We start from the raw sequence: 18,896 nt of genomic DNA, 5'->3' as shown, positions 1-18,896 counted from the left end.
CAACGTATTTTTCTATGAGAAGACTCAACTGATATGCTTGTTCCAGCTTCTAACTCTTTGTTGTCTTAAGGTTTCCTGCCTTTTTGTTCTTTCCAAGTCAAAGTGATATAATGGCAGAGACATTATAGGAGTGGGGGGGAAGACGATGTTTGGTAAGGTGACCATTAACGATATTGCTAAGTTAGTAGGTGTTTCAAAGGCGACAGTATCCTACTACCTTAGTGGAAATTACAAGAAAATGTCACCCGCAACAAAGGAGAAAATTAGGCAGGCCATAGAGGTAACAGGCTATCAGCCAAGTAAAGTTGCCCAGAGTTTAGTAACGCGAGATACTAAAACAATTGGGGTCGTGATTGCTGATATTACTAATCCTTTCATTTCTTTTGTTATGAAAGGAATCAATGATACTTGCACCTTGCATGGCTATGCTGCTACTTTTACAAATTCAGATAACGATTTAAATCAAGAATTAGATAATCTAAGAAGATTAGATCAAGAAAAGGTATCTGGTGTTATTTTAGATTCGGTCGATGCCAATAATCCCATGATTAAAACATTGGATAACCAAAAGATGGTCATGGTCGATCGGCAATCTAAGAACCTAACTCTGGATACCATAGTTTCCGACAATACCTATTCGACCAGTAAATTTTTGAAAAAAATGCAGGCTGCCGGCTATGAAGATATCTATTTTGTAACCTTCCCCATTACGGGGATCTCTACACGGGAAGCCCGTTATCGAGGTTTTACAGAGACGGTAAGCAGCGATCCTTCCAAGTTAATTACACTGGGAGAGGTTGAAACAGAAAAAAAGATTTTTTCGATTATTGAAAAGGCACAAAAGCGGACAGCTTTCTTTATGATGAATGGTCCTACTCTTTTAGAATTTATGAAGATGCTAAACAAAACAGATTATCGCTACCCTGATGATTTTGGTCTGGGCTCATATGAAGATCTTGATTGGATGGAGGTTCTAAATCCCAATATGTCGTGTATCCGTCAAGATTCCTATGGGCTTGGCTGTGTCGCAGCAGAATGCCTGATTGATAAAATTAAGCATGATGACCAGACTTATAAACCTCAGCTGATCGAGGTTCGTAATGATATCGTACTTCGAAAATCTTTTTAATGGGTTTAGAATGGTTTGAGAAAGGGAGGCAGCAGATAATGGTTTCTCCCTTTTCTTTTTCAATTTTAGATAAGAAAACGCTTGCAAAATATTTTTGGTGTGGTATACTCGAGATAGTGAAGAAAGGTTAAACGTTTAACCAAAAAACGTTATTTATTTTTTGATGATTTAGTTAAACGATTAACTTTAATTTTGGAAGGAGTATAGAGTACAAATGGAAGTCAAAAAAATATTATCGGAGTCTTTACAATCTAGCTATTCGGTAGCCCGACTGCAGCATCAAGATGACGATTATTTGCTGGTAGCCTCGGAAGTTGAAGATGCTTGCTTTGCTTATGACCTCAATCGTTCTTTTGAAAGGACAGTCATTTGGGATGAAATCGGAGGAACTATGAGTATCATCCAGATTCCGGGAACTCTTGATTTCCTAGCAACCCAAAAATTTTACCCTGGCTTTAATGCTAAATCATGTCAAATTGTCAGAGGAAGCTTTTCAGAAGGGCGCTGGACAATTTCCAAGCTGGCAGACTTTCCCTATTTACATCGTTTTGATCTCATTGAACAATCTGATGGCAGCCTTCTCTTTGTTGGTTGTACCATTGCCAATTCTAAAAGTTTTGTTGAAGACTGGTCCGATAAGGGAAAAATTATCGTTGGACAGTTCGACGAACAAAATAACCAATTGGCTGATTTACGAACGCTTCCGCTTAGACTTTGTAAAAATCACGGTTACTACAGTGTTAAAGAGGAGGGGTATTCCTTGATAACAGGCGTTGAAGGAATTATAAAGTTAACCTACCCAGAGTATTCGGATACAAATGACTGGCGATTGGATTTGCTCTTTGGTGAAGAAACAAGCGATATCGTCCAGATTGATTTGGACAGTAACGGCGTTAAAGAAAATGTTATCATCCAAGCATTTCATGGTGATAAATTGCGAGTTTTGAATAATGACTTTACAGCAGAAATTTTTCATCATCCCCAAAAGACTCCTTTTGGGCATTCGATCTGGTCAGGCTATTTCGATGGACAGCCAGTGTTTGTATTTGGATGGCGATCTGATCAGGCTGATTTAATGCTCTACCGAAAGGTCGACGATAAAATTCAGATGAAACTGATTGACTCGGGCGCCTCTTCAAGTAACTGCTTAGCTTTTGAAAAAAACGGTAGAAATTACATTTTTTCTGCGAACAATGGACGCCATGAAGTGGCTTTATACCAGATATCTTTCTAAGAGCCTAGTTCGTGTTTTACAGGAGGTGACAGACCACGTATAGAAAGTGTTAGTCTAGCAGATTACCAAGCAGTTGGTAAAGCTTTACAGTTGCTTCAGAAAAGAGAATTTCTCCAAATTGTGGACGGATAGTATCCAAGTAGGATACTTATCTGCGAATCCTATCTTATCAATTACTGCGTCAAACTGTTTTATCTAAAGTAGCTAATATTAAACAGGACTTTTGTCTCAACCTCGTTTGTTTCCAAGTGCTCAGTACTTAGGGAACAAACCTCTGCCGTATCTTAATAAAGGAGATGAACCATGATTCAAACGCTAATAGGAATTTTGTTATTACTGGTTTTTCTAGGACTAGTTGTTTATGCTGTCAAAGGCGGTAATCTGATGATTGGTATGCTGATTATGGCTATTCTATGGACCGTTATTCCTTTAATTGGCAATATATTGGTCAAGGATCCTCAGTTTATCGCCGATAACAAAGATGTTGTCACAATGTCTTTTAAAGATGTTTTAGCCAATGTCTTTCAAGCGGGACCGGAAGGCTGGGGGCCAGTCTTAGTTAACTTCTGCTTTGGTGCATGGTTTGGCCGTGTTATGCTACAAACCGGCATTGCGTCATCGATTATCAAAAAAACTGTTGAGTTAGGCGGCGATAAACCTGCCATAACAGCAACCTTGCTCTTGGCAGTAACAACAGCCATCTTTACCAGTATGTTCGGTGCAGGTGCTGTTGTTGCTATCGGTGTTATCGTACTGCCGATTATGCTGACTCTAGGTGTCCCTAAGACTTTTTCCTTAGTTGCTTTTATGCTCTCTATTGGATCAGGACTCTACATCAACCCTTTGATCTTCAATCAGTACCAAGCTTTCTATCTAGGTCCTAAGGGTGAACAAACTTATTTCTACAATGCAACTTACTTACATTGGGGATTCATCGCCTTAGCCATTCAGCTGATAATCGCTATTATGATTATTGTCATTTTTGCAAACCGAAAGAAACGCGTTCACGCCTGGGCTGCCAAAACACCTGCTAAAGAACAAGAAGGCAGGGTACCGGCTTTGGCTCTGCTGACACCATTTATTCCGGTTGTATTGGCAATTGGCTTTCAAGTTCCAGTTATTCTTGGTTTCCTCATTGCTAGTTTTTATGCCTTGGCAATCTGCGGCTATCTCAAGAACTTCAAGGCAACTGGTGATATCTTCAATAAAACCTTCTATGATGGGGTTATTGACACAGCCCCCTTGGTCGGCTTCATGCTGATTATTCCCATGTTTAATAAGGCCTCAGAGCTAGCTGTTCCCTACTTTAATGCTTTGTTAGGAGGGGTTATTCCTCATTCTACCCTTATCATTTGTCTAGCTTTTGCTATTCTAGCCCCTTTAGGTTTATTTAGAGGACCGTTTACACTGGCTGGTGCAGGAGCTGCGACTTTAGGCATACTGAAAAGTGTTGGTTTTAGTACAAATCTGCTCTTTCCCTTGATGTATACGCCAACGATTACGATGAATATTTCATCTTGTATTACTCAGTCTTGGATTATTTGGGGTATCAACTATACCAAGGTAACGACTAAGGACTTCCTTAAGATTAGTATCCCTAGCGGTTGGGTCATCAGTGCTATTTTAGCTATGGTTACCTACTTTATGTTCGGTTAAAGGGGGATAGGTTATGTCAGGTAGAAAAGTAAGAATGGGAATTGATGTTGGCGGCACCCATACCAAAGCGGTAGCCATTGATAATGATACGCACGAGATCATTGGAAAGTCCTCCGTAAAAACAACCCATGATGATGAATTTGGTGTAGCCACTGGTGTCGTCACTTCCTTTGTCAACTGTATGCAGGAAAACAATATCTCTCCAGAAGATGTTGTGTTTGTGGCCCACAGTACGACTCAAGCAACTAACGCGTTATTGGAAGGAGATGTAGCTAAGGTCGGTGTACTGGGAACTGCCGGCGGTTTCTTTGAATCATTTTTGGCTAAGCGCCAGACTCATCTTGATGATATTGATTTAGGAACGGGGCGCTACATCAGGATTGTTAATGAGTTTCTGCCGGGAAGGGAATTCACCCAGGAAAATGTCAACAAAAAATTAGATAGCTTAGAAGCACAAGGTGCTCAGGTGATCATAGCTTCCTCTGCTTTCGGGGTTGACGATGCCACCCCTGAACAAAATATTTTAGGTGAAGCTGAGAGCCGGGGGTTAATGGCAAGTACAGCGTCTGAAATCACCAAATTGTATGGCTTAACACGCCGAACACGGACAGCGGCCATCAATGGCAGTATTCTGCCCAAGATGCTGGATACAGCCACACAAACAGAAACGAGTGTTCATAATGCGGGGGTTGAGGTGCCCTTGATGATTATGCGCGGCGATGGCGGCGTCATGGACATTTCAGAAATGAAAAAGCGTCCTGTTCTTACGATGCTGTCAGGTCCTGCAGCCAGCGTCATGGGGGCTCTGATGTACTTGCGGGCTTCGAACGGAGTTTATTTTGAAGTTGGCGGAACTTCTGTTAATATCGGCGTCATAAAAAATGGCCGGCCGGCGGTTGATTATTCTATTGTTGGCGGTCATAAGACCTATATCAGCTCCTTAGATGTCCGTGTCTTGGGTGTTGCTGGCGGCAGTATGGTACGTGTATCCAGGGACGGTGTCGTAGATGTCGGACCCCGCAGTGCCCATATCGCTGGTTTGGATTATGCTGTCTTCTCGGAAACAGAGCGCCTAGAAGATTGTGAATTGGATTTATTCCAGCCTAAGGATGGAGATCCGGAAGATTATGTCCGGCTCCGCCTAAAGGATGGTTCTTATCTGACCATTACTAATAGCTGTGCTGCCAATGTTTTAGGCTTAGTTAGTCCTGATGAGTTTTCTTATGGAAATGTTGAGGCAGCCCGTTTAGCCATGAAACCTGTGGCCGATTACATAGGAACTAGTGTTGAAGAGCTGGCTGAACAAATACTGCATAAAGCTTATGAGAAGATTGAACCTGTCATTATGGAGTTGGCGGAAAAATACAAGCTGGGCCATGACCAAATTTCCTTGATTGGTGTCGGCGGCGGAGCAGCTTCACTGATAGGTTACTGCGCTGATAAGATGGACATCAAATATAAAATTCCAGAAAATGCGGAAGTTATTTCTTCTATTGGGGTAGCCCTTTCTTTGGTTCGCGATGCTGTAGAACGGGTAGTTCCCAATCCAACACCTGAGGATATCCGCTCTATTCGGCAAGAAGCCATTGACAGGGCTGTTGAAAGCGGGGCGGCACCAGCGACAGTTGAGGTGCACGTAGAAATTGATTCCCAAACGTCGAAATTAACAGCCATAGCTTTGGGTTCTACAGAAGTTAAATCCATGGATCTCCTATCTGCTGCGACACAAGAAGAATTGATAGCCTTAGCAGCCGAAGATATGGGCGTACCAGCAGAAAAGGCTGCTATGAGACTGGATGGTGAGTTCTTTAAGATTATTGGCCGAACAGACGGTGATGAGGCTATCCGTATTTTGGACACCAAAGGCTTTATTAAAGTTCAAAGCAGTTCAGGAACAGCAGTAGAGATCCAGGTAAAAGATTATCAGGAGGCTGTTGCAGATTTTTATGAAAAATTGGCCGTCTTCACGACAGACAGCGTTTTGCGGCCGGACTTTTATATCTGTGTCGGTCCAAGAATCATGGACTTCAATGGCAGTATGGATTTTGAGCAAATTCTCCTTTTAATGTCTGTTGAAATGGACATGCTGGATCCTGACGAAAAAGTTATCTTAGTGGCGGTTAAAACACAATTATGATGAATATGAATATCAAGAAAATTTTCTTTCCTAATTCGCAGGCTCCTCCTAAACCGGAGGCAACAGACGCTGCGAGTGTACCAGACTTTGAGACCTTTGTGGAATTGGTTATGGCGATTCCAGAAGAAAAATTTTATCAGGATGCCCTAAAAGCAGATCCTGTTTATGGGCGTATGACAGAAGAACTGAAGGCAGAACTGATTGCTGAAGCTGTAACCTGCGGTTCTGCTTATGCTGAAGGTGTTAGAACAGAAGCCCCCGATCTTCCTGCCTTATTGGAAAGAGAAGGGATTATCTATACCAATCCACCTATACCGAGTGGCGGTAGCTATCTCATTTTTGCCCAGTATGTAGAACCCAATAAAATCACAGTTTTTCAGGACAGTATTGATAAGTTTTTAAATTTGGTGAGTGGGACCAAATACCAGCATGATTTTTCAGAAAAAGCACTTAAGCAGCTGCTGATTGCTCATGAATATTTCCACTATTTAGAATTTAAAGATGCAGCATCAGTGATTACAAAATCGAAAAAAATGGTTCTATGGTCCCTTCTGGGGTATCGTTATCAGACGACCTTCATTTCCTTAAGTGAAATGAGTGCCATGGCTTTTGCGAAAGCTTATCTGGGGTTAGCGTACTCTCCATTTATTTTGGATTGTCTGCTCACCTACGCTTACAACAAAGAAATGTCTTACCAAATTTATCAAAATATAAGAATGGAGTAGAAATATGACAAAGAAAAAAATTCTTGTAACAGGTATCGTTCCTAAAGAGGGGTTAACAAAACTTTTTGAAGATTTCGATGTAACTTATTCAGATAGCGAACCCTTCTCACGCGAGTATGTGCTGGAGCATTTGCCCGAATATGATGGTTGGTTACTTATGGGGCAAAAGGGCGATAGAAAAATGCTTGATGCAGGTAAAAACTTAGACATCATCTCTTTGAATGCCGTCGGTTTTGATCATGTTGATATCGCTTATGCTAAGGAAAAGGGGATTGTGGTAGCGAATTCCCCCCAAGCCGTTCGAGTTCCGACTGCTGAGATGACTTTTGCCTTGATTTTATCAGCTGTTAAACGTCTGGTCTTTTACGATAAGATTGTCCGCAATGGAGAATGGATTGATCCCAGTGAACGCCGCTACCAAGGCCTAACGCTTGAAGGGGCAACATTAGGGGTCTATGGTTTTGGCCGAATTGGATCGACTGTCGCTAAACTGGCGCAGGCATTTGGAATGAAAGTTATCTATAATGATGCCTACCGCCTGTCAGAAGAAAAGGAAAAAGAGCTTAATGTCACCTATGTTGAATTTGAAGAATTGGTTGGAACATCGGATGTTATTACCATTCATGCTCCTTTCCTACCATCGACCAAACATAAGTTTAACAAGGAGATTTTCAAGGCTATGAAGAATCGTAGCTACCTTGTTAATGCTGCGCGCGGCCCAATTGTATCCGAAACCGATTTAATAGACGCCCTTGAAAAGGGAGAAATTGCTGGTGCTGGTTTGGATGTTTTTGAGTTCGAACCAAAGGTTTCGGAAAAACTACGTGCCTTGGATAATGTTATGATGGCTCCCCACGCCGGTACAGGGACTATTGAGGGACGTCGTACTTTAGCAGAAGAAGCGGCAGAAAATATTCGTGCTTTTTATGCCGGACATCCTATCAACGTTGTTAATAAATAGTTCTTAGATCAAGATTAGCTGTGCTCATCTATTTCGCTATTAACGGTTGTTTGCAAAGGGGCTTCTGTAGTATGAGTTAAGGGGAAAAAAAGAGTTTTAAGAGCACAAGATTTCTTCTCCTTGTGTTAAAAATCCCCCGCTACAGCCGATAGCGCAGGCCCAGCTATATTTAATAGATAATAACGGAAACTTACCTAAGGAGATGAGGTTATCTTATGTTAGAAGCTCTGCACAATTTTTTTGATGCTTTTGGAGCATCAGTTGTTGTTCCTGTAATGATTTTTATTGTTAGTTTGTGCCTAAAGGTTAATGCCAAGAAGGCTTTATTCAGTGCCCTGCGTGCAGGTGTCGGTCTAACAGGATTCAGCTGGATCATTTCCTCTTTTTCACCCCTTGTCACTAAGTATATCAAAGCCATGGTTGAATCAACTGGTCTGAATCTGCCCATTGTTGATATTGGCTGGCAGACAGGGTCTCTGACCGCTTTTTCTTCAACGATTGGTTTATCATTTTTTGTCATTGGATTAGTAATTGAATTGGTCATCTTTTTGCTGGGGATTACACGCGTCTTTACCCCAGCTAACCTCTGGAACAACTTTGGTTATATGATTTGGGGGACGCTAGCCTATCAAGTGACCCATAATTTCCTTCTTTCCTTTGCCTTTATGGTTTTTGTTCTTCTCTACTCCTTAATCCTATCAGAAACTGTAGCTGACCGCTGGTCCGATTATTTTGGGATTAAGAATGCGACTGTGAACTCCATCCATAATATTGAAACCCTAGTACCTGCTCTTCTTTTGGATCCCTTGTGGAATGCTCTGGGATTGAGCAAGGTTAAGCTCAACCCAGATTCTCTAAAGGCTAAATTAGGTATCTTTGGTGAACCAATGACCCTTGGCTTTATCCTAGGTCTGATTATCGGTGTGTTGGGCAGTATTAGCCACCTAGGGGATATTAAGGCTTGGGGCGGCATTCTCCAATTTGCAGTAGCTCTAGCTGCTGTTATGACAATTTTTCCCTTGATTACCGGGGTTTTTGCCCAAGCCTTTGCACCTCTTGCTCAGGCCGTTGAACACAATAAGAAGAAGGAAAGTGAGGCAGAGGTCGCAGCAGTCAATAAGAAACGGTGGTTTATTGCAGTCGATGATGGTGTTGGCTATGGTGAGCCGGCAACCATTATATCTGGCCTGATTCTTGTTCCTATCATGGTGCTTGTTTCCCTTCTATTGCCGGGAAATCGAGCTCTGCCAGTTGTTGATTTGATTGCTATACCCTTTATGGTGGAGTCTATGGTAGCCATCACTAAGGGAAATATTTTAAAAACAATTTTAAATGGTATCATTTGGTTCTCTCTAGGTCTCTATGCGGCTTCTTATCTTGGGCCAATTTATACCCAAGCTGTACAGCAAAACAACGCCTCCCTATTACCAGCCGGCGTGGCTATTATTATGAGTTTTAACCTTTTGGCTCATCCTTTGACAACCTTAATTTTTATAGCTTGGGTATCTGGAAATCCGCTTTGGATAGGCTTAACTATTATAATTTACCTCATCGCTCTGCTTTTGTTACGGACACGCCGTGACTCTATCTACACCTACCTTAATAAGATGGCAGATAAAAATAGTGGTTTTGAAGGAAGTTCTGAAAAAATCGTTCTCAGTGAGGACTGATGAACAAGCTAATGGAGGAAAAAACTATGAAAAAAATTGATGGACACGCTCATATTGTGGATGCTATCGCTGGCTTTAACGGAAAAGGTCGTTTGAATGCCCTTGGCGGCGGCTATGCCATTTGGGACGATGGTGAAGTTATTAAATTGATTGAAGATAATCGTGGCGATAGAAATTTTCCAGCAGAATCGCTACTGGATTACATGGATGTCAATGATGTGGAAAAGGCTGTGATTTTGCAGGGGCACCTCAACGGTTATCAGAACTATTACACCTACCAGACCATTAAGAAATACCCTCAACGGTTTACAGGGGCTTTTTCGGTAGACCCTTTTGCAGATAATGCAATAGAAATTGTACAGCGGCATGTCGAAGAGCTAGGCTTCAGAGCACTCAAACTGGAAATCAGTCAGGGTGGAGGTATCCATGGCTATCGCGGCCTCAAGACCCCTTTTCGGTTGGATTCAGACCCGCATGTCAGCAAGATTATGACCTACTTGCTTGATTATCCTGGCTTTGTCATAACTGTTGATTACGGTAACTGGGACCAAATCAGTCATCAGCCGGATGCTATTGCCAACTTGGCGCGCGTTTACCCCAGCCTTGATTTTGTTATCTGCCATCTTTCTTTTCCGCATGCAGATAATCCAAACCGCCTGCGCGCGGAAATTAGCAGCTGGAAAGATCTAGAGAATATTTACACCGATATATCAGCTATTCAAGATATTGACAGGCCCGATAAATTTCCTTTTCCAAAATCGAAGAAGAATGTGCAAATTGCCAAAGAAATTCTCGGTGCTAAGCGCATTATATGGGGAACGGATTCTCCTTGGTCAGCTACTTTTAACACTTATGAGGAGCTGGCAACGTGGCTGGAACATACCGATCTTTTTACGCGGGAAGAATTAGAAGATGTTCTCTATAACAATGCTGAACGTGTTTACTTTAAGACAGAATTTGTCAAGGCTAATCACGAGGCTTTTGATCCAGCTACTAAAGACTTGAATTTATAGGCAATAGAGCTGGGAAGACCTTCTCAGCTCTATTTATTATTTTTATAGGAGGTAACATCATGCGATATTTTTTAAGCATTGATTACGGTGGTACCAATACAAAATCTGTCATATTTGATGAAAATGGTCAGCAATTAGCTGTCTCATCTTTTGAAACATTGCGTATCGAAAATAAACCGGGTTACAGAGAAGTTGATCTGGAAGCAACTTGGCAAGCCATCAGCCATGCTACTAGGAAGGTTATTGAAAAATCTGGCATTCACAGTCAGCTTATTTCAGCAGTTGCCTGTATCGGACATGGCAAGGGACTCTATCTACTAGATAAAAAAGGACATCCTTTTAAACGCGGTATTCTTTCGACAGATAACCGAGCTGCAGCCTTAGCCCAAGAGCTTGAGCAGCGAGTATCAGAAATTTGGCCCTTGACCCAGCAGCATATGGTTAGTGTCCAGAATCCCATTCTTTTACGGTGGTTGAAGGAACATGAACCAGAGCTTTATCAGGAAATTGGCGCCATCTTATCTGCTAAAGATTTTGTCCGCTTTAAATTGACCGATAAGATCAACCAGGAGTACGGGGATGCTTCGGGAAATCACTGGATTAATTTTAAAACTGGGACCTATGATGAAGCCATTTTAGACTTTTTTGGCATACCTGAAATGAGCTCTGCCCTCCCCCCTCTAGTTGATTATGCTCAAGTTGTAGGGGGCGTCAGCAGGGATGCTGCTCAAATGACTGGTCTGATTGAGGGAACTCCTGTTATTGGCGGTTTATTTGATATTGATGCTTGTGCTATTGGCTCAGGTGTCTTAGACAACGATGTTTTTAGCGTGATTTCAGGGACGTGGAATATCAATACCTATTCCAGCAAAACAGCGGCTGATCAAGTCAGCGGTCATATGAATTCCTACTTCCCTAACCGTGATTTTCTAATTGAAGCCAGCAGTCCAACATCTGCCGGTAACCTTGATGCGGTTCTTAAAATGCTGATGGCCGAAGAAATCAAAAATAGTCAGCAGGAAAGCGGTTCGATCTACGATAACCTAGAAGTTTTTCTGCAAGAGACCAATGCTTCCTACACCCCTGTCTTATTTTTCCCCTTTCTTTACGGCAGCAATCTCGGTCAGGAAGCCAGAGCCAGTTTTTTTGGCTTAAGTTCAACGACTACCAAGTCTCATCTGATCCGTGCTGTTTATGAAGGGATTGTATTTGCACACAAACAGCATATCGATCAACTTGTAAAAACAAGGGGTCGCAAGCCCAAAAAGATCAGACTATCAGGTGGCGCTACTAATTCAAAAGCCTGGATGCAGATTTTTGCAGATGGTCTGGCCATTCCCATCGAAACTGTTGAAGGGAGTGAGTTGGGTGCCCTAGGAGGTGCGATCGCCTGTTTGCAGGCAATTGAAGGTTTGAGTTTAGGCGAAGCTTGCTGCAAGATGGTGAGACCTAAAGATTACTTTGCCCCATCTGAGGCAGAGCATGCCTGCTATGAAGAAAAATATCGCGTTTACCAGAGTCTAATTAAGGCTATGCAGCCAAACTGGGAATCATTAATTGCTCTGGAGAATCTTAATGGATTGACCAAAAGGAGTTAGCATGAAAAAAGAGGATATTATCGTTAACAGTATCGCCTTTTTAAAGGATTTACAGGCTGGTAAAACTCAAGAAGAATTGCTTGCAGATGTTCATGATTTAGGATTTAGAAGCTTTGAAGTCCGGCGTGAATTTATCAATGATAGAAAGACTGAGCTTTCTGGATTAAAGAAAAAAGCTGATAGCTACGGAATATCGCTATTTTACAGTGTTAATGAAGATTTGTTCGTCAACAGCAAAGTTAACCCTTTACTGCCAGTTCTTTTTGAGGAAGCAAGGGTTTTAGCAGCTCCTTTTATTAAGTTAAATACGGGTGACAGTCAGGAGGTCACTGATCAAGAGTTAAAAAAATTGTCAGCTTTCCCTCTTGATGAGATCGGTATACGAGTGGAAAATAATCAAACACCTTGTCATGCCAGTCTAGCCAACTGTCAACACACGATGAATATGATAGGGGCTGCGGCCCTGCCTATTAGTTTCGTGTTTGATACGGGCAATTGGGCCTGGGTTCATGAATCCATTGAAGAGGCTAAAGAAGCTTTAGCTTCAGTTACTACTTATCTTCACTGCAAGAATTATAAGCTGGTCAATAATAAGCCCCAGCTAAGCGTCAGTCTATTTGAAGGTGAGTTGGATATCCGTCAGCTTACAAAGGCTTTTCCTTCTTTAGAATATCTGGCTTTAGAGTATCCATCAACTCCTGAGGGGCTTAGGCGTGATGTGAATCGGCTCATTGGCCTTGATTAAAAAACAAGAAAGACTAATTTCTTTCTTGTTTAGAAAGGGAATTCAGGATAAAAACTGATTAGGCAAGACAGATTTCTTAGGGTTTTTAGAGACTCTGTGGGATTCATCTACTTTATAGGAGTTTCTTATACTCTTTGAGTGTTAATATCCTCGCAAATGATGAGAGGAGGAAAAAGTGATTTTTTTAGATAAACGAAGCTATGCCCTACTCAATTATTTACTAAAGCTGGAAGAGCCAGAAACGATCATGGACATATCAAAGGCTTTGAATCAGTCTCGGAGAAAAATTTATTACCATCTTAATAAAATCAATGAGGCCCTGCCCTTGGGAGTCGATAAAATTGTCTCCTATCCTAGGATCGGTATCGTATTGAATGCCCAACAAAAAATGGCCTGCCGTGATTTAATGAGCCAGCTGGATGATTACTCTTATGTCATGAGTGTAGAAGAGCGTCAGCAGCTGATACTGCTCTATATCAGTGTGGCATCAGCCCGAGTGACAATTGATAGAATAATGAGTTTGACCGACGTTTCTCGCAATACAGTTCTAAATGACCTCCAAGAAATACGGCAGCAATTAGCGGATGATACCTTTGGAATTAATCTTCAAGTGGGCAAATCAGAAGGGTACTTTTTGGCCTGCCCAGCCCTGATCAAAATCCAATTTTCCTACAAACTCTTGCAAACCATCATTTATAAAGGCAGTGAGGCCTTCAAGGATATTGTTTACCTAAAAATTAAGGAATATTCGCCCAATAATCTTTATTTTTCCGAAAAAATGCGTGATTATTTAAGTGAACAGGTAGAAAGACTGAGCGACAAATTGGGAAAAAAAGTCAATCGCTATGATCGTCAGTTTATGGCTAGGGCCCTTCCCTATTTGCTAAGTGCTTATCGCAACATGGTCTTATCTGAGGAGGATAAACTTGCTTTCAAACGTGAGTTTACCCTAGCTCGAGAGCGTAAGGAGTACAGTTTAGTGCAAGATTTAGCAGATGGGGTTTATCAGACCTTTAATCTTCGGTTGGATGAATTGGAAAAATCTATTGTAGCTCTTTTAATTCTGTCTTTTCGTAAAGATCGTGATGAACATGCGGACAGCCATGATTATGATGATATGCGCCAGCAGCTGGATCTATTTCTAAAAAAATTTGAAACTCTCTATTATTATGATGGCTTTGAGCACAGGGAGCTGCTTCTGGACCAATTAGTTGCCCATTGTAAGTCGATGCTTTATCGGAAAACCTTTAATATTCCTTCCATTAATCCTTTGACCAAGCAGATAAAAGCGACCTACGGGCAACTCTTTGCCCAGACAAAATCCTGTGCAGATATTTTAGAAAGGGCGTGGATTATTAGCTTGACAGACGATGATATCGCCTATTTAACCGTTCATCTGGGCGGAGAATTGGAAAGGGAAAACCAGACTGAAGCGCGGTTTGATAAAGTCAGAGTAACCTTGGTCTGTGATGATGGTGTCGGTGTCCAAAGATTCTTCCTGTGCCAGTGCCAGCGGTTACTTCCTCATACTCAAATTGAGGCCGTCTTTACATCAGAGCAGTTTCATAGCATTCATGATCTGTTAACATCAAGCTTTGTCATCACGACTACGGATTCAACAGTTTTAGAGTCACCAGTACCAGTCTTGCAGGTGCACGCTATCCTAACGGATGAGGACAGTGTCAGGATGATCCGCTTTATTCGAGGAGAACACGAGAAAGACAGCAGCCTTGAGGAGACTTTGCGGGCCTCTGTTCATCCCTATGTGAAGGATAGCAAAGATGCCTATGCTCTGGTCAAAGAGATAGAAAAGATCTTTTATCAGGAGTTACTGAAAGATGTTAAAAATATATGAGGTTTTTGGAAGCTGAAAGTCAGGCATTTTCAGGTAAGAAAATAAGTTCAAGTCAGACAAAGTTTTGAGTGCTTAACTGCTTGCCAGTCCAAGGGCATTATGCTAGACTAAAACCATCTTAAAACTTAAGAAAATTACAGTGTAAGGAGATTATTTTATGGTAAAAATGGTCTTGGGGAGTTCAGATACCCAAGCGAGTTCCGTGGCGACGCTAGCCGATAACTACACGACTGGCTTTGAGAGTATCCTCTCAGCGATTTCCACGCTGAAGGGTTCCGATAAACTCAAGGGGACAGCCTATACCAATGCCAAGGAGTATGGAGATACGGTTGTCACTCCCTTGGCTAAAGGGATGATTCTTTTAGCCGAAGCGGCTAAGACCGATACGCAGATGTTGCCGGATAGGTACCGCTCAGATGTGGGCGAGGATGAGTTATCCGATGATACGGAGGTTTTGTCGGCAGAGATCGAAGCCCTGAATACCACCATCAATACCAACAATTCGCTTTTGGAAGGGATGGCGTCTGACGATCCCAATAGGACAACTGCAGAGAATGCGGTGAACAGTGATACAGCGGAGCGGGACAAGCGCCAAAAGAAGCTGGATAAGATCAATGCTTACGACGCAGCATCGTCCGGTTTCTTTAGTGATATAGCTGGACTTGAGGCTGATGTCAGCTCAGGCTTAACGCTGTTAAACCAAGGGATTGCCGGGTTCAACGGGAGCTTCACTATGCCGAGTAAGGGTCAGCTCAAGTGGGCGAAGAACATCAACAAGGAGTTCAAGCAGTACCAGAACTACCAATCCGCTGTCGCTAAGGCCCAGAAGGGTGAGGAGCTTTCTGAAGAAGAAGCTAAGGCAGTTGAAGCTTACAAGAAGAAGCACCCAGGGTTGGAAATTGATAAGTCTGTGACGAAAGCGTCGAATGATCAACTGGCTGCTGCCAAAGCAGAAAAGTCTGCTCAGGATCTCTCTGAGGAGACTGGTATCAGTTATGAAGCTGCTTTAAACTATATATTAACCGGTAAAATTGGCAGTGATATGAAGAAAATAGTAGATTCTTCAGAAACTGCCGGTAAAATCGTAAAAAATGCGAGGAAGGAGTTTTTAGAAAATAAATATGTAAAAGCCAGTAAGATTACGACCGATAAGGCTGGAAATGTTAAAGTCGGCAATAAAATGCTTTATAATAAAGAGACAGGCCATGTCTATGATGCCAATGGAAATAGAGTTAAAAGAGGAAAGGCACCGCACGGTCAATCTGAAAACAGCCAGTATAAAAAGGCTGTTGGAGAAGATATTGATCCCGATAAGACTTACGTTGGAAAAGAGCGTGGCTTTAATGCCGAAGGTTTCAAAACCGCTAAAAAATCTGCTAAAATCGCTGCCAAAAATGGCTTAAAAGTTTGGGATGACTTTGACTGGCGAAAATCCAACATGAAAGGTGTTGGTAAAGTTGGTAAAGCTTTAAAGGGTCTTGGAATGCTCTCCTCAGCAATTGAGCTTACTGGTAATGTGAAAGAGAACTTCATTGATGATAAGAAGTCATCAGTGGGTGAGAAAATCAAAAACTTTACAGCTGATGAAGGTGGGGATATTGTGACAGGCGCAGCTTCGGCATCAGCTGGGGCTGCAGCTGGAGCAGCAATTGGGAGCCTGATTCCGATTCCAGGTGTCGGAACCGTTGCTGGTGCAGTTGTTGGATATGGTGTTGGTAAATTGTTAGATCATAAATGGGGTAAATCAGAGAACTCTTCTGCCTCTGGAGCAATTAAAAGTGGTATAAAAGGCCTTTTAGGAGGATAGCATGGCAAAACACAAGAAAAATAAAAAGGATTCTCCTATTGATCCTAATCAAATTCATCCCTCCATTAAATACGGAATTCCACTTGGGAATCTAAGCATTTTATCTTGGTTGAATATCTTTTTCGTCATAGGCTTCACTTTAATCTTAAAAGCGAGGGGTGGTTATCTCTGGTTGCCCTTTTTAGGAGCTTCGATTATTACCGGAGTCAGTTTGATCATCTCATTCTTTGATACATTTGTTGAAAAGTACCAAATTTTCACCTATATTCTGATCTTTTTGAATGCCTTGATTACGACATTGTGGATGACCTTCGGAGGAATGGCATTATACGTTTCAGAATGGATAGTTATCAGCGACGAGCCTGTCCCTGCCCGTGTCTGGAGTTACCTTATCCCCGTGATAATCTTATTCAGTGTCAGCCTTGTTAGCTTTACCATTTATCATCAAAACATGATTGTGCTAAAGCTCAACAAGGGAAGGGCTGTTTCTTATCCGATTAGCCTAGGAGCTATCGTTAGCACTACTATATTAGGAAGGCATAGCAATTCTCCGTTATCAGACACTATTGCTGCCATTATATTTGCTGTTGTTGGTGCTGGATTATTTCCGGGAGGGGCTGTTGGTGCTCTATTTTGTATCATTGACCTGATCAAACACCCAGAATTAAAACAATATTATAATGAAAAGGATTAAAAAATGACAACTAATTATTTACCACTCGGCAGTGTTGTCCGCCTAGAGAATGGAGACACGAAACTCATGGTTATCAGCCGTTTTCCCTTATATGAAAACAATGGAGAAGTAGGATATTTTGATTATTCTGCATGTGCCTATCCTAAGGGACACGATAATGAGGAATCGTATTTCTTTAACAACGAAGATATCGCAGAAGTCTTCTTTGAGGGTTATGTAGATGCGAGCGAAAAAGAAGCCCAAGCCGTTTTTGAGCGACAGCTGGAACAAATCACAGTTCCCCACTTTAAAGTGGAAGATATGGACAATCAGGTTTAACATTAACTGACAGCCATCCTAAACTATCAGCCAATAGGCTGATTTTTTAATAGGTCACGATTCTAAGCTTTACCATGCTAGACAGCCTAGTTTTGAACACAAAAAAGTGTGAGACTTGGTCTTTTTTTCAAGAAGCGTGGATACTATACTGAACATATAAGAAAAAATACTTTGGAGGTATTAAAATGGCCAATGTAAAAGATATTACACGTGAGTCTTGGATTCTTTCGACTTTTCCAGAATGGGGAACTTGGCTCAATGAAGAAATTGAAGAAGAAGTGGTTCCAGAAGGCAACTTTGCCATGTGGTGGCTGGGTAACTGCGGTGTTTGGATCAAGACACCGGGTGGTGCCAATGTTGTCATGGATCTGTGGTCAAACCGCGGTAAACATACGAAACAGGTAAAGGATATGGTACGCGGTCACCAGATGGCTAATATGGCCGGTGTGCGCAAATTGCAGCCTAACTTGCGCGTGCAACCCATGGTCATTGATCCCTTTGCCATCAATGAATTAGACTACTATCTCGTTTCTCATTTCCACAGCGACCATATTGATATCAATACGGCTGCAGCTATTGTCAATAATCCTAAATTGGATCATGTTAAATTTGTCGGTCCTTATGAATGTGGTGAAATTTGGAAGAAATGGGGCGTTCCCGAAGATCGTATTATTGTTATCAAACCGGGCGAATCCTTTGAATTTAAAGATATTAAAGTAACAGCCGTCGAGTCCTTTGACCGGACCTGCTTGGTAACCCTACCGGTTGAAGGAGCAGACCAGCAAGATGGCGAATTAAAAGGTCTGGCTGTAACAGACGAAGAAATGGCTCGTAAGGCTGTCAACTATGTCTTTGAAACTCCTGGCGGAACGATTTATCACGGTGCAGATTCGCACTTCTCGAATTATTTTGCTAAACACGGTAAGGATTTCAACATCGATGTTGCTATTAATAACTATGGGGACAATCCAGTTGGTATCCAAGATAAGATGACCTCTATCGATCTTTTGCGCATGGCTGAAAATCTGCGTGCTAAAGTTATCATCCCAGTTCACTACGATATCTGGTCTAACTTCATAGCATCAACTGATGAAATCTTAGCCCTCTGGAAGATGCGCAAGGAACGGTTGCAATACCAATTCCATCCATTTATCTGGGAAGTCGGTGGAAAATACACCTATCCACAGGATAAGGATAGGATCGAATACCATCACCCACGCGGCTTCGATGACTGTTTCGAACATGATTCTAATATTCAATTCAAGGCTCTGCTCTAATGTGACCCTTTGAAAATCCTAGATAATCAAGAAAAAACTTGACTTTAGATGGGACTGAGACAAGAGTCTCAGCTCCT

Annotated in this window: 15 protein-coding genes; all 15 read left to right on the top strand. The window is 41.9% G+C overall.

All coding sequences use genetic code 11. The features are described 5' to 3' along the window. The first annotated feature begins 145 nt into the window (after positions 1-145). A complete protein-coding gene (locus tag ACVR1G_RS02310; RefSeq protein ID WP_447451607.1) occupies positions 146-1,129 on the top strand; it encodes a LacI family DNA-binding transcriptional regulator in 984 nt (327 codons plus the stop codon). Positions 1,130-1,343: 214 nt separating this feature from the next. Next, positions 1,344-2,363 carry a hypothetical protein gene (locus ACVR1G_RS02305; protein WP_447451606.1) on the top strand — a complete coding sequence of 340 codons (1,020 nt, stop codon included), beginning with the start codon at positions 1,344-1,346 and terminating at the stop codon, positions 2,361-2,363. Between the two features lie 303 nt (positions 2,364-2,666). After that, on the top strand, positions 2,667-4,019 hold the full coding sequence (locus tag ACVR1G_RS02300; protein WP_447451605.1) for a citrate transporter: 1,353 nt from the start codon (positions 2,667-2,669) through the stop codon (positions 4,017-4,019). A gap of 13 nt (positions 4,020-4,032) precedes the next feature. Beyond that, a complete protein-coding gene (locus ACVR1G_RS02295; RefSeq protein WP_447451604.1) occupies positions 4,033-6,156 on the top strand; it encodes a hydantoinase/oxoprolinase family protein in 2,124 nt (707 codons plus the stop codon). Beyond that, complete coding sequence (locus ACVR1G_RS02290; RefSeq protein WP_447451603.1) at positions 6,153-6,881, top strand: hypothetical protein; 729 nt, start codon at positions 6,153-6,155, stop codon at positions 6,879-6,881. The genes ACVR1G_RS02295 and ACVR1G_RS02290 overlap by 4 nt, the downstream gene beginning before the upstream one ends. A 4-nt stretch (positions 6,882-6,885) precedes the next feature. Then, positions 6,886-7,842: an NAD(P)-dependent oxidoreductase gene (locus ACVR1G_RS02285; RefSeq protein WP_447451602.1), complete on the top strand. Its 957-nt coding sequence runs from the start codon at positions 6,886-6,888 to the stop codon at positions 7,840-7,842. Positions 7,843-8,057: 215 nt separating this feature from the next. Next, entirely contained in the window at positions 8,058-9,512 is a 1,455-nt protein-coding gene (locus tag ACVR1G_RS02280; RefSeq protein WP_447451601.1) for a PTS galactitol transporter subunit IIC, read from the top strand. A gap of 26 nt (positions 9,513-9,538) precedes the next feature. Next, the gene (locus ACVR1G_RS02275; protein WP_447451600.1) at positions 9,539-10,525 is read left to right on the top strand and encodes an amidohydrolase family protein; all 987 of its coding nucleotides are present in this window, start codon (positions 9,539-9,541) and stop codon (positions 10,523-10,525) included. 59 nt (positions 10,526-10,584) lie between these two features. Then, positions 10,585-12,123 carry an FGGY-family carbohydrate kinase gene (locus ACVR1G_RS02270; protein ID WP_447451599.1) on the top strand — a complete coding sequence of 513 codons (1,539 nt, stop codon included), beginning with the start codon at positions 10,585-10,587 and terminating at the stop codon, positions 12,121-12,123. 1 nt (position 12,124) lies between these two features. Continuing rightward, positions 12,125-12,868, top strand: a complete 744-nt coding sequence (locus ACVR1G_RS02265) for a sugar phosphate isomerase/epimerase family protein (RefSeq protein ID WP_447451598.1) — start codon at positions 12,125-12,127, stop codon at positions 12,866-12,868. 175 nt (positions 12,869-13,043) lie between these two features. Further along, entirely contained in the window at positions 13,044-14,723 is a 1,680-nt protein-coding gene (locus tag ACVR1G_RS02260; protein WP_447451597.1) for a BglG family transcription antiterminator, read from the top strand. A 157-nt stretch (positions 14,724-14,880) separates the two neighbouring features. Next, positions 14,881-16,530 carry a hypothetical protein gene (locus ACVR1G_RS02255; RefSeq protein WP_447451596.1) on the top strand — a complete coding sequence of 550 codons (1,650 nt, stop codon included), beginning with the start codon at positions 14,881-14,883 and terminating at the stop codon, positions 16,528-16,530. A 1-nt stretch (position 16,531) separates the two neighbouring features. Next, complete coding sequence (locus tag ACVR1G_RS02250; RefSeq protein WP_447451595.1) at positions 16,532-17,224, top strand: hypothetical protein; 693 nt, start codon at positions 16,532-16,534, stop codon at positions 17,222-17,224. 3 nt (positions 17,225-17,227) lie between these two features. Next, positions 17,228-17,542 (top strand): DUF4176 domain-containing protein, encoded by a 315-nt coding sequence (locus tag ACVR1G_RS02245; RefSeq protein WP_447451594.1) that lies wholly within the window; start codon positions 17,228-17,230, stop codon positions 17,540-17,542. 185 nt (positions 17,543-17,727) lie between these two features. Beyond that, the gene (gene ulaG, locus ACVR1G_RS02240; RefSeq protein WP_447451593.1) at positions 17,728-18,819 is read left to right on the top strand and encodes an L-ascorbate 6-phosphate lactonase; all 1,092 of its coding nucleotides are present in this window, start codon (positions 17,728-17,730) and stop codon (positions 18,817-18,819) included. Positions 18,820-18,896: the final 77 nt, after the last annotated feature.

The organism is Streptococcus dentasini (assembly GCF_053206945.1).
This window is presented reverse-complemented; position numbering and strand designations above follow the sequence as displayed.

Excerpts from the sequence above, each read along its gene's own strand:
- ACVR1G_RS02250 (WP_447451595.1), top strand. The coding sequence starts at position 16,532 with ATGGCAAAACACAAGAAAAATAAAAAGGATTCTCCTATTGATCCTAAT.
- ACVR1G_RS02270 (WP_447451599.1), top strand. The coding sequence starts at position 10,585 with ATGCGATATTTTTTAAGCATTGATTACGGTGGTACCAATACAAAATCT.
- ACVR1G_RS02295 (WP_447451604.1), top strand. The coding sequence starts at position 4,033 with ATGTCAGGTAGAAAAGTAAGAATGGGAATTGATGTTGGCGGCACCCAT.
- ACVR1G_RS02285 (WP_447451602.1), top strand. The coding sequence starts at position 6,886 with ATGACAAAGAAAAAAATTCTTGTAACAGGTATCGTTCCTAAAGAGGGG.
- ACVR1G_RS02300 (WP_447451605.1), top strand. The coding sequence starts at position 2,667 with ATGATTCAAACGCTAATAGGAATTTTGTTATTACTGGTTTTTCTAGGA.
- ACVR1G_RS02310 (WP_447451607.1), top strand. The coding sequence starts at position 146 with ATGTTTGGTAAGGTGACCATTAACGATATTGCTAAGTTAGTAGGTGTT.
- ACVR1G_RS02245 (WP_447451594.1), top strand. The coding sequence starts at position 17,228 with ATGACAACTAATTATTTACCACTCGGCAGTGTTGTCCGCCTAGAGAAT.
- ACVR1G_RS02255 (WP_447451596.1), top strand. The coding sequence starts at position 14,881 with ATGGTAAAAATGGTCTTGGGGAGTTCAGATACCCAAGCGAGTTCCGTG.
- ACVR1G_RS02265 (WP_447451598.1), top strand. The coding sequence starts at position 12,125 with ATGAAAAAAGAGGATATTATCGTTAACAGTATCGCCTTTTTAAAGGAT.
- ACVR1G_RS02305 (WP_447451606.1), top strand. The coding sequence starts at position 1,344 with ATGGAAGTCAAAAAAATATTATCGGAGTCTTTACAATCTAGCTATTCG.
- ACVR1G_RS02290 (WP_447451603.1), top strand. The coding sequence starts at position 6,153 with ATGATGAATATGAATATCAAGAAAATTTTCTTTCCTAATTCGCAGGCT.
- ACVR1G_RS02280 (WP_447451601.1), top strand. The coding sequence starts at position 8,058 with ATGTTAGAAGCTCTGCACAATTTTTTTGATGCTTTTGGAGCATCAGTT.
- ulaG (WP_447451593.1), top strand. The coding sequence starts at position 17,728 with ATGGCCAATGTAAAAGATATTACACGTGAGTCTTGGATTCTTTCGACT.
- ACVR1G_RS02275 (WP_447451600.1), top strand. The coding sequence starts at position 9,539 with ATGAAAAAAATTGATGGACACGCTCATATTGTGGATGCTATCGCTGGC.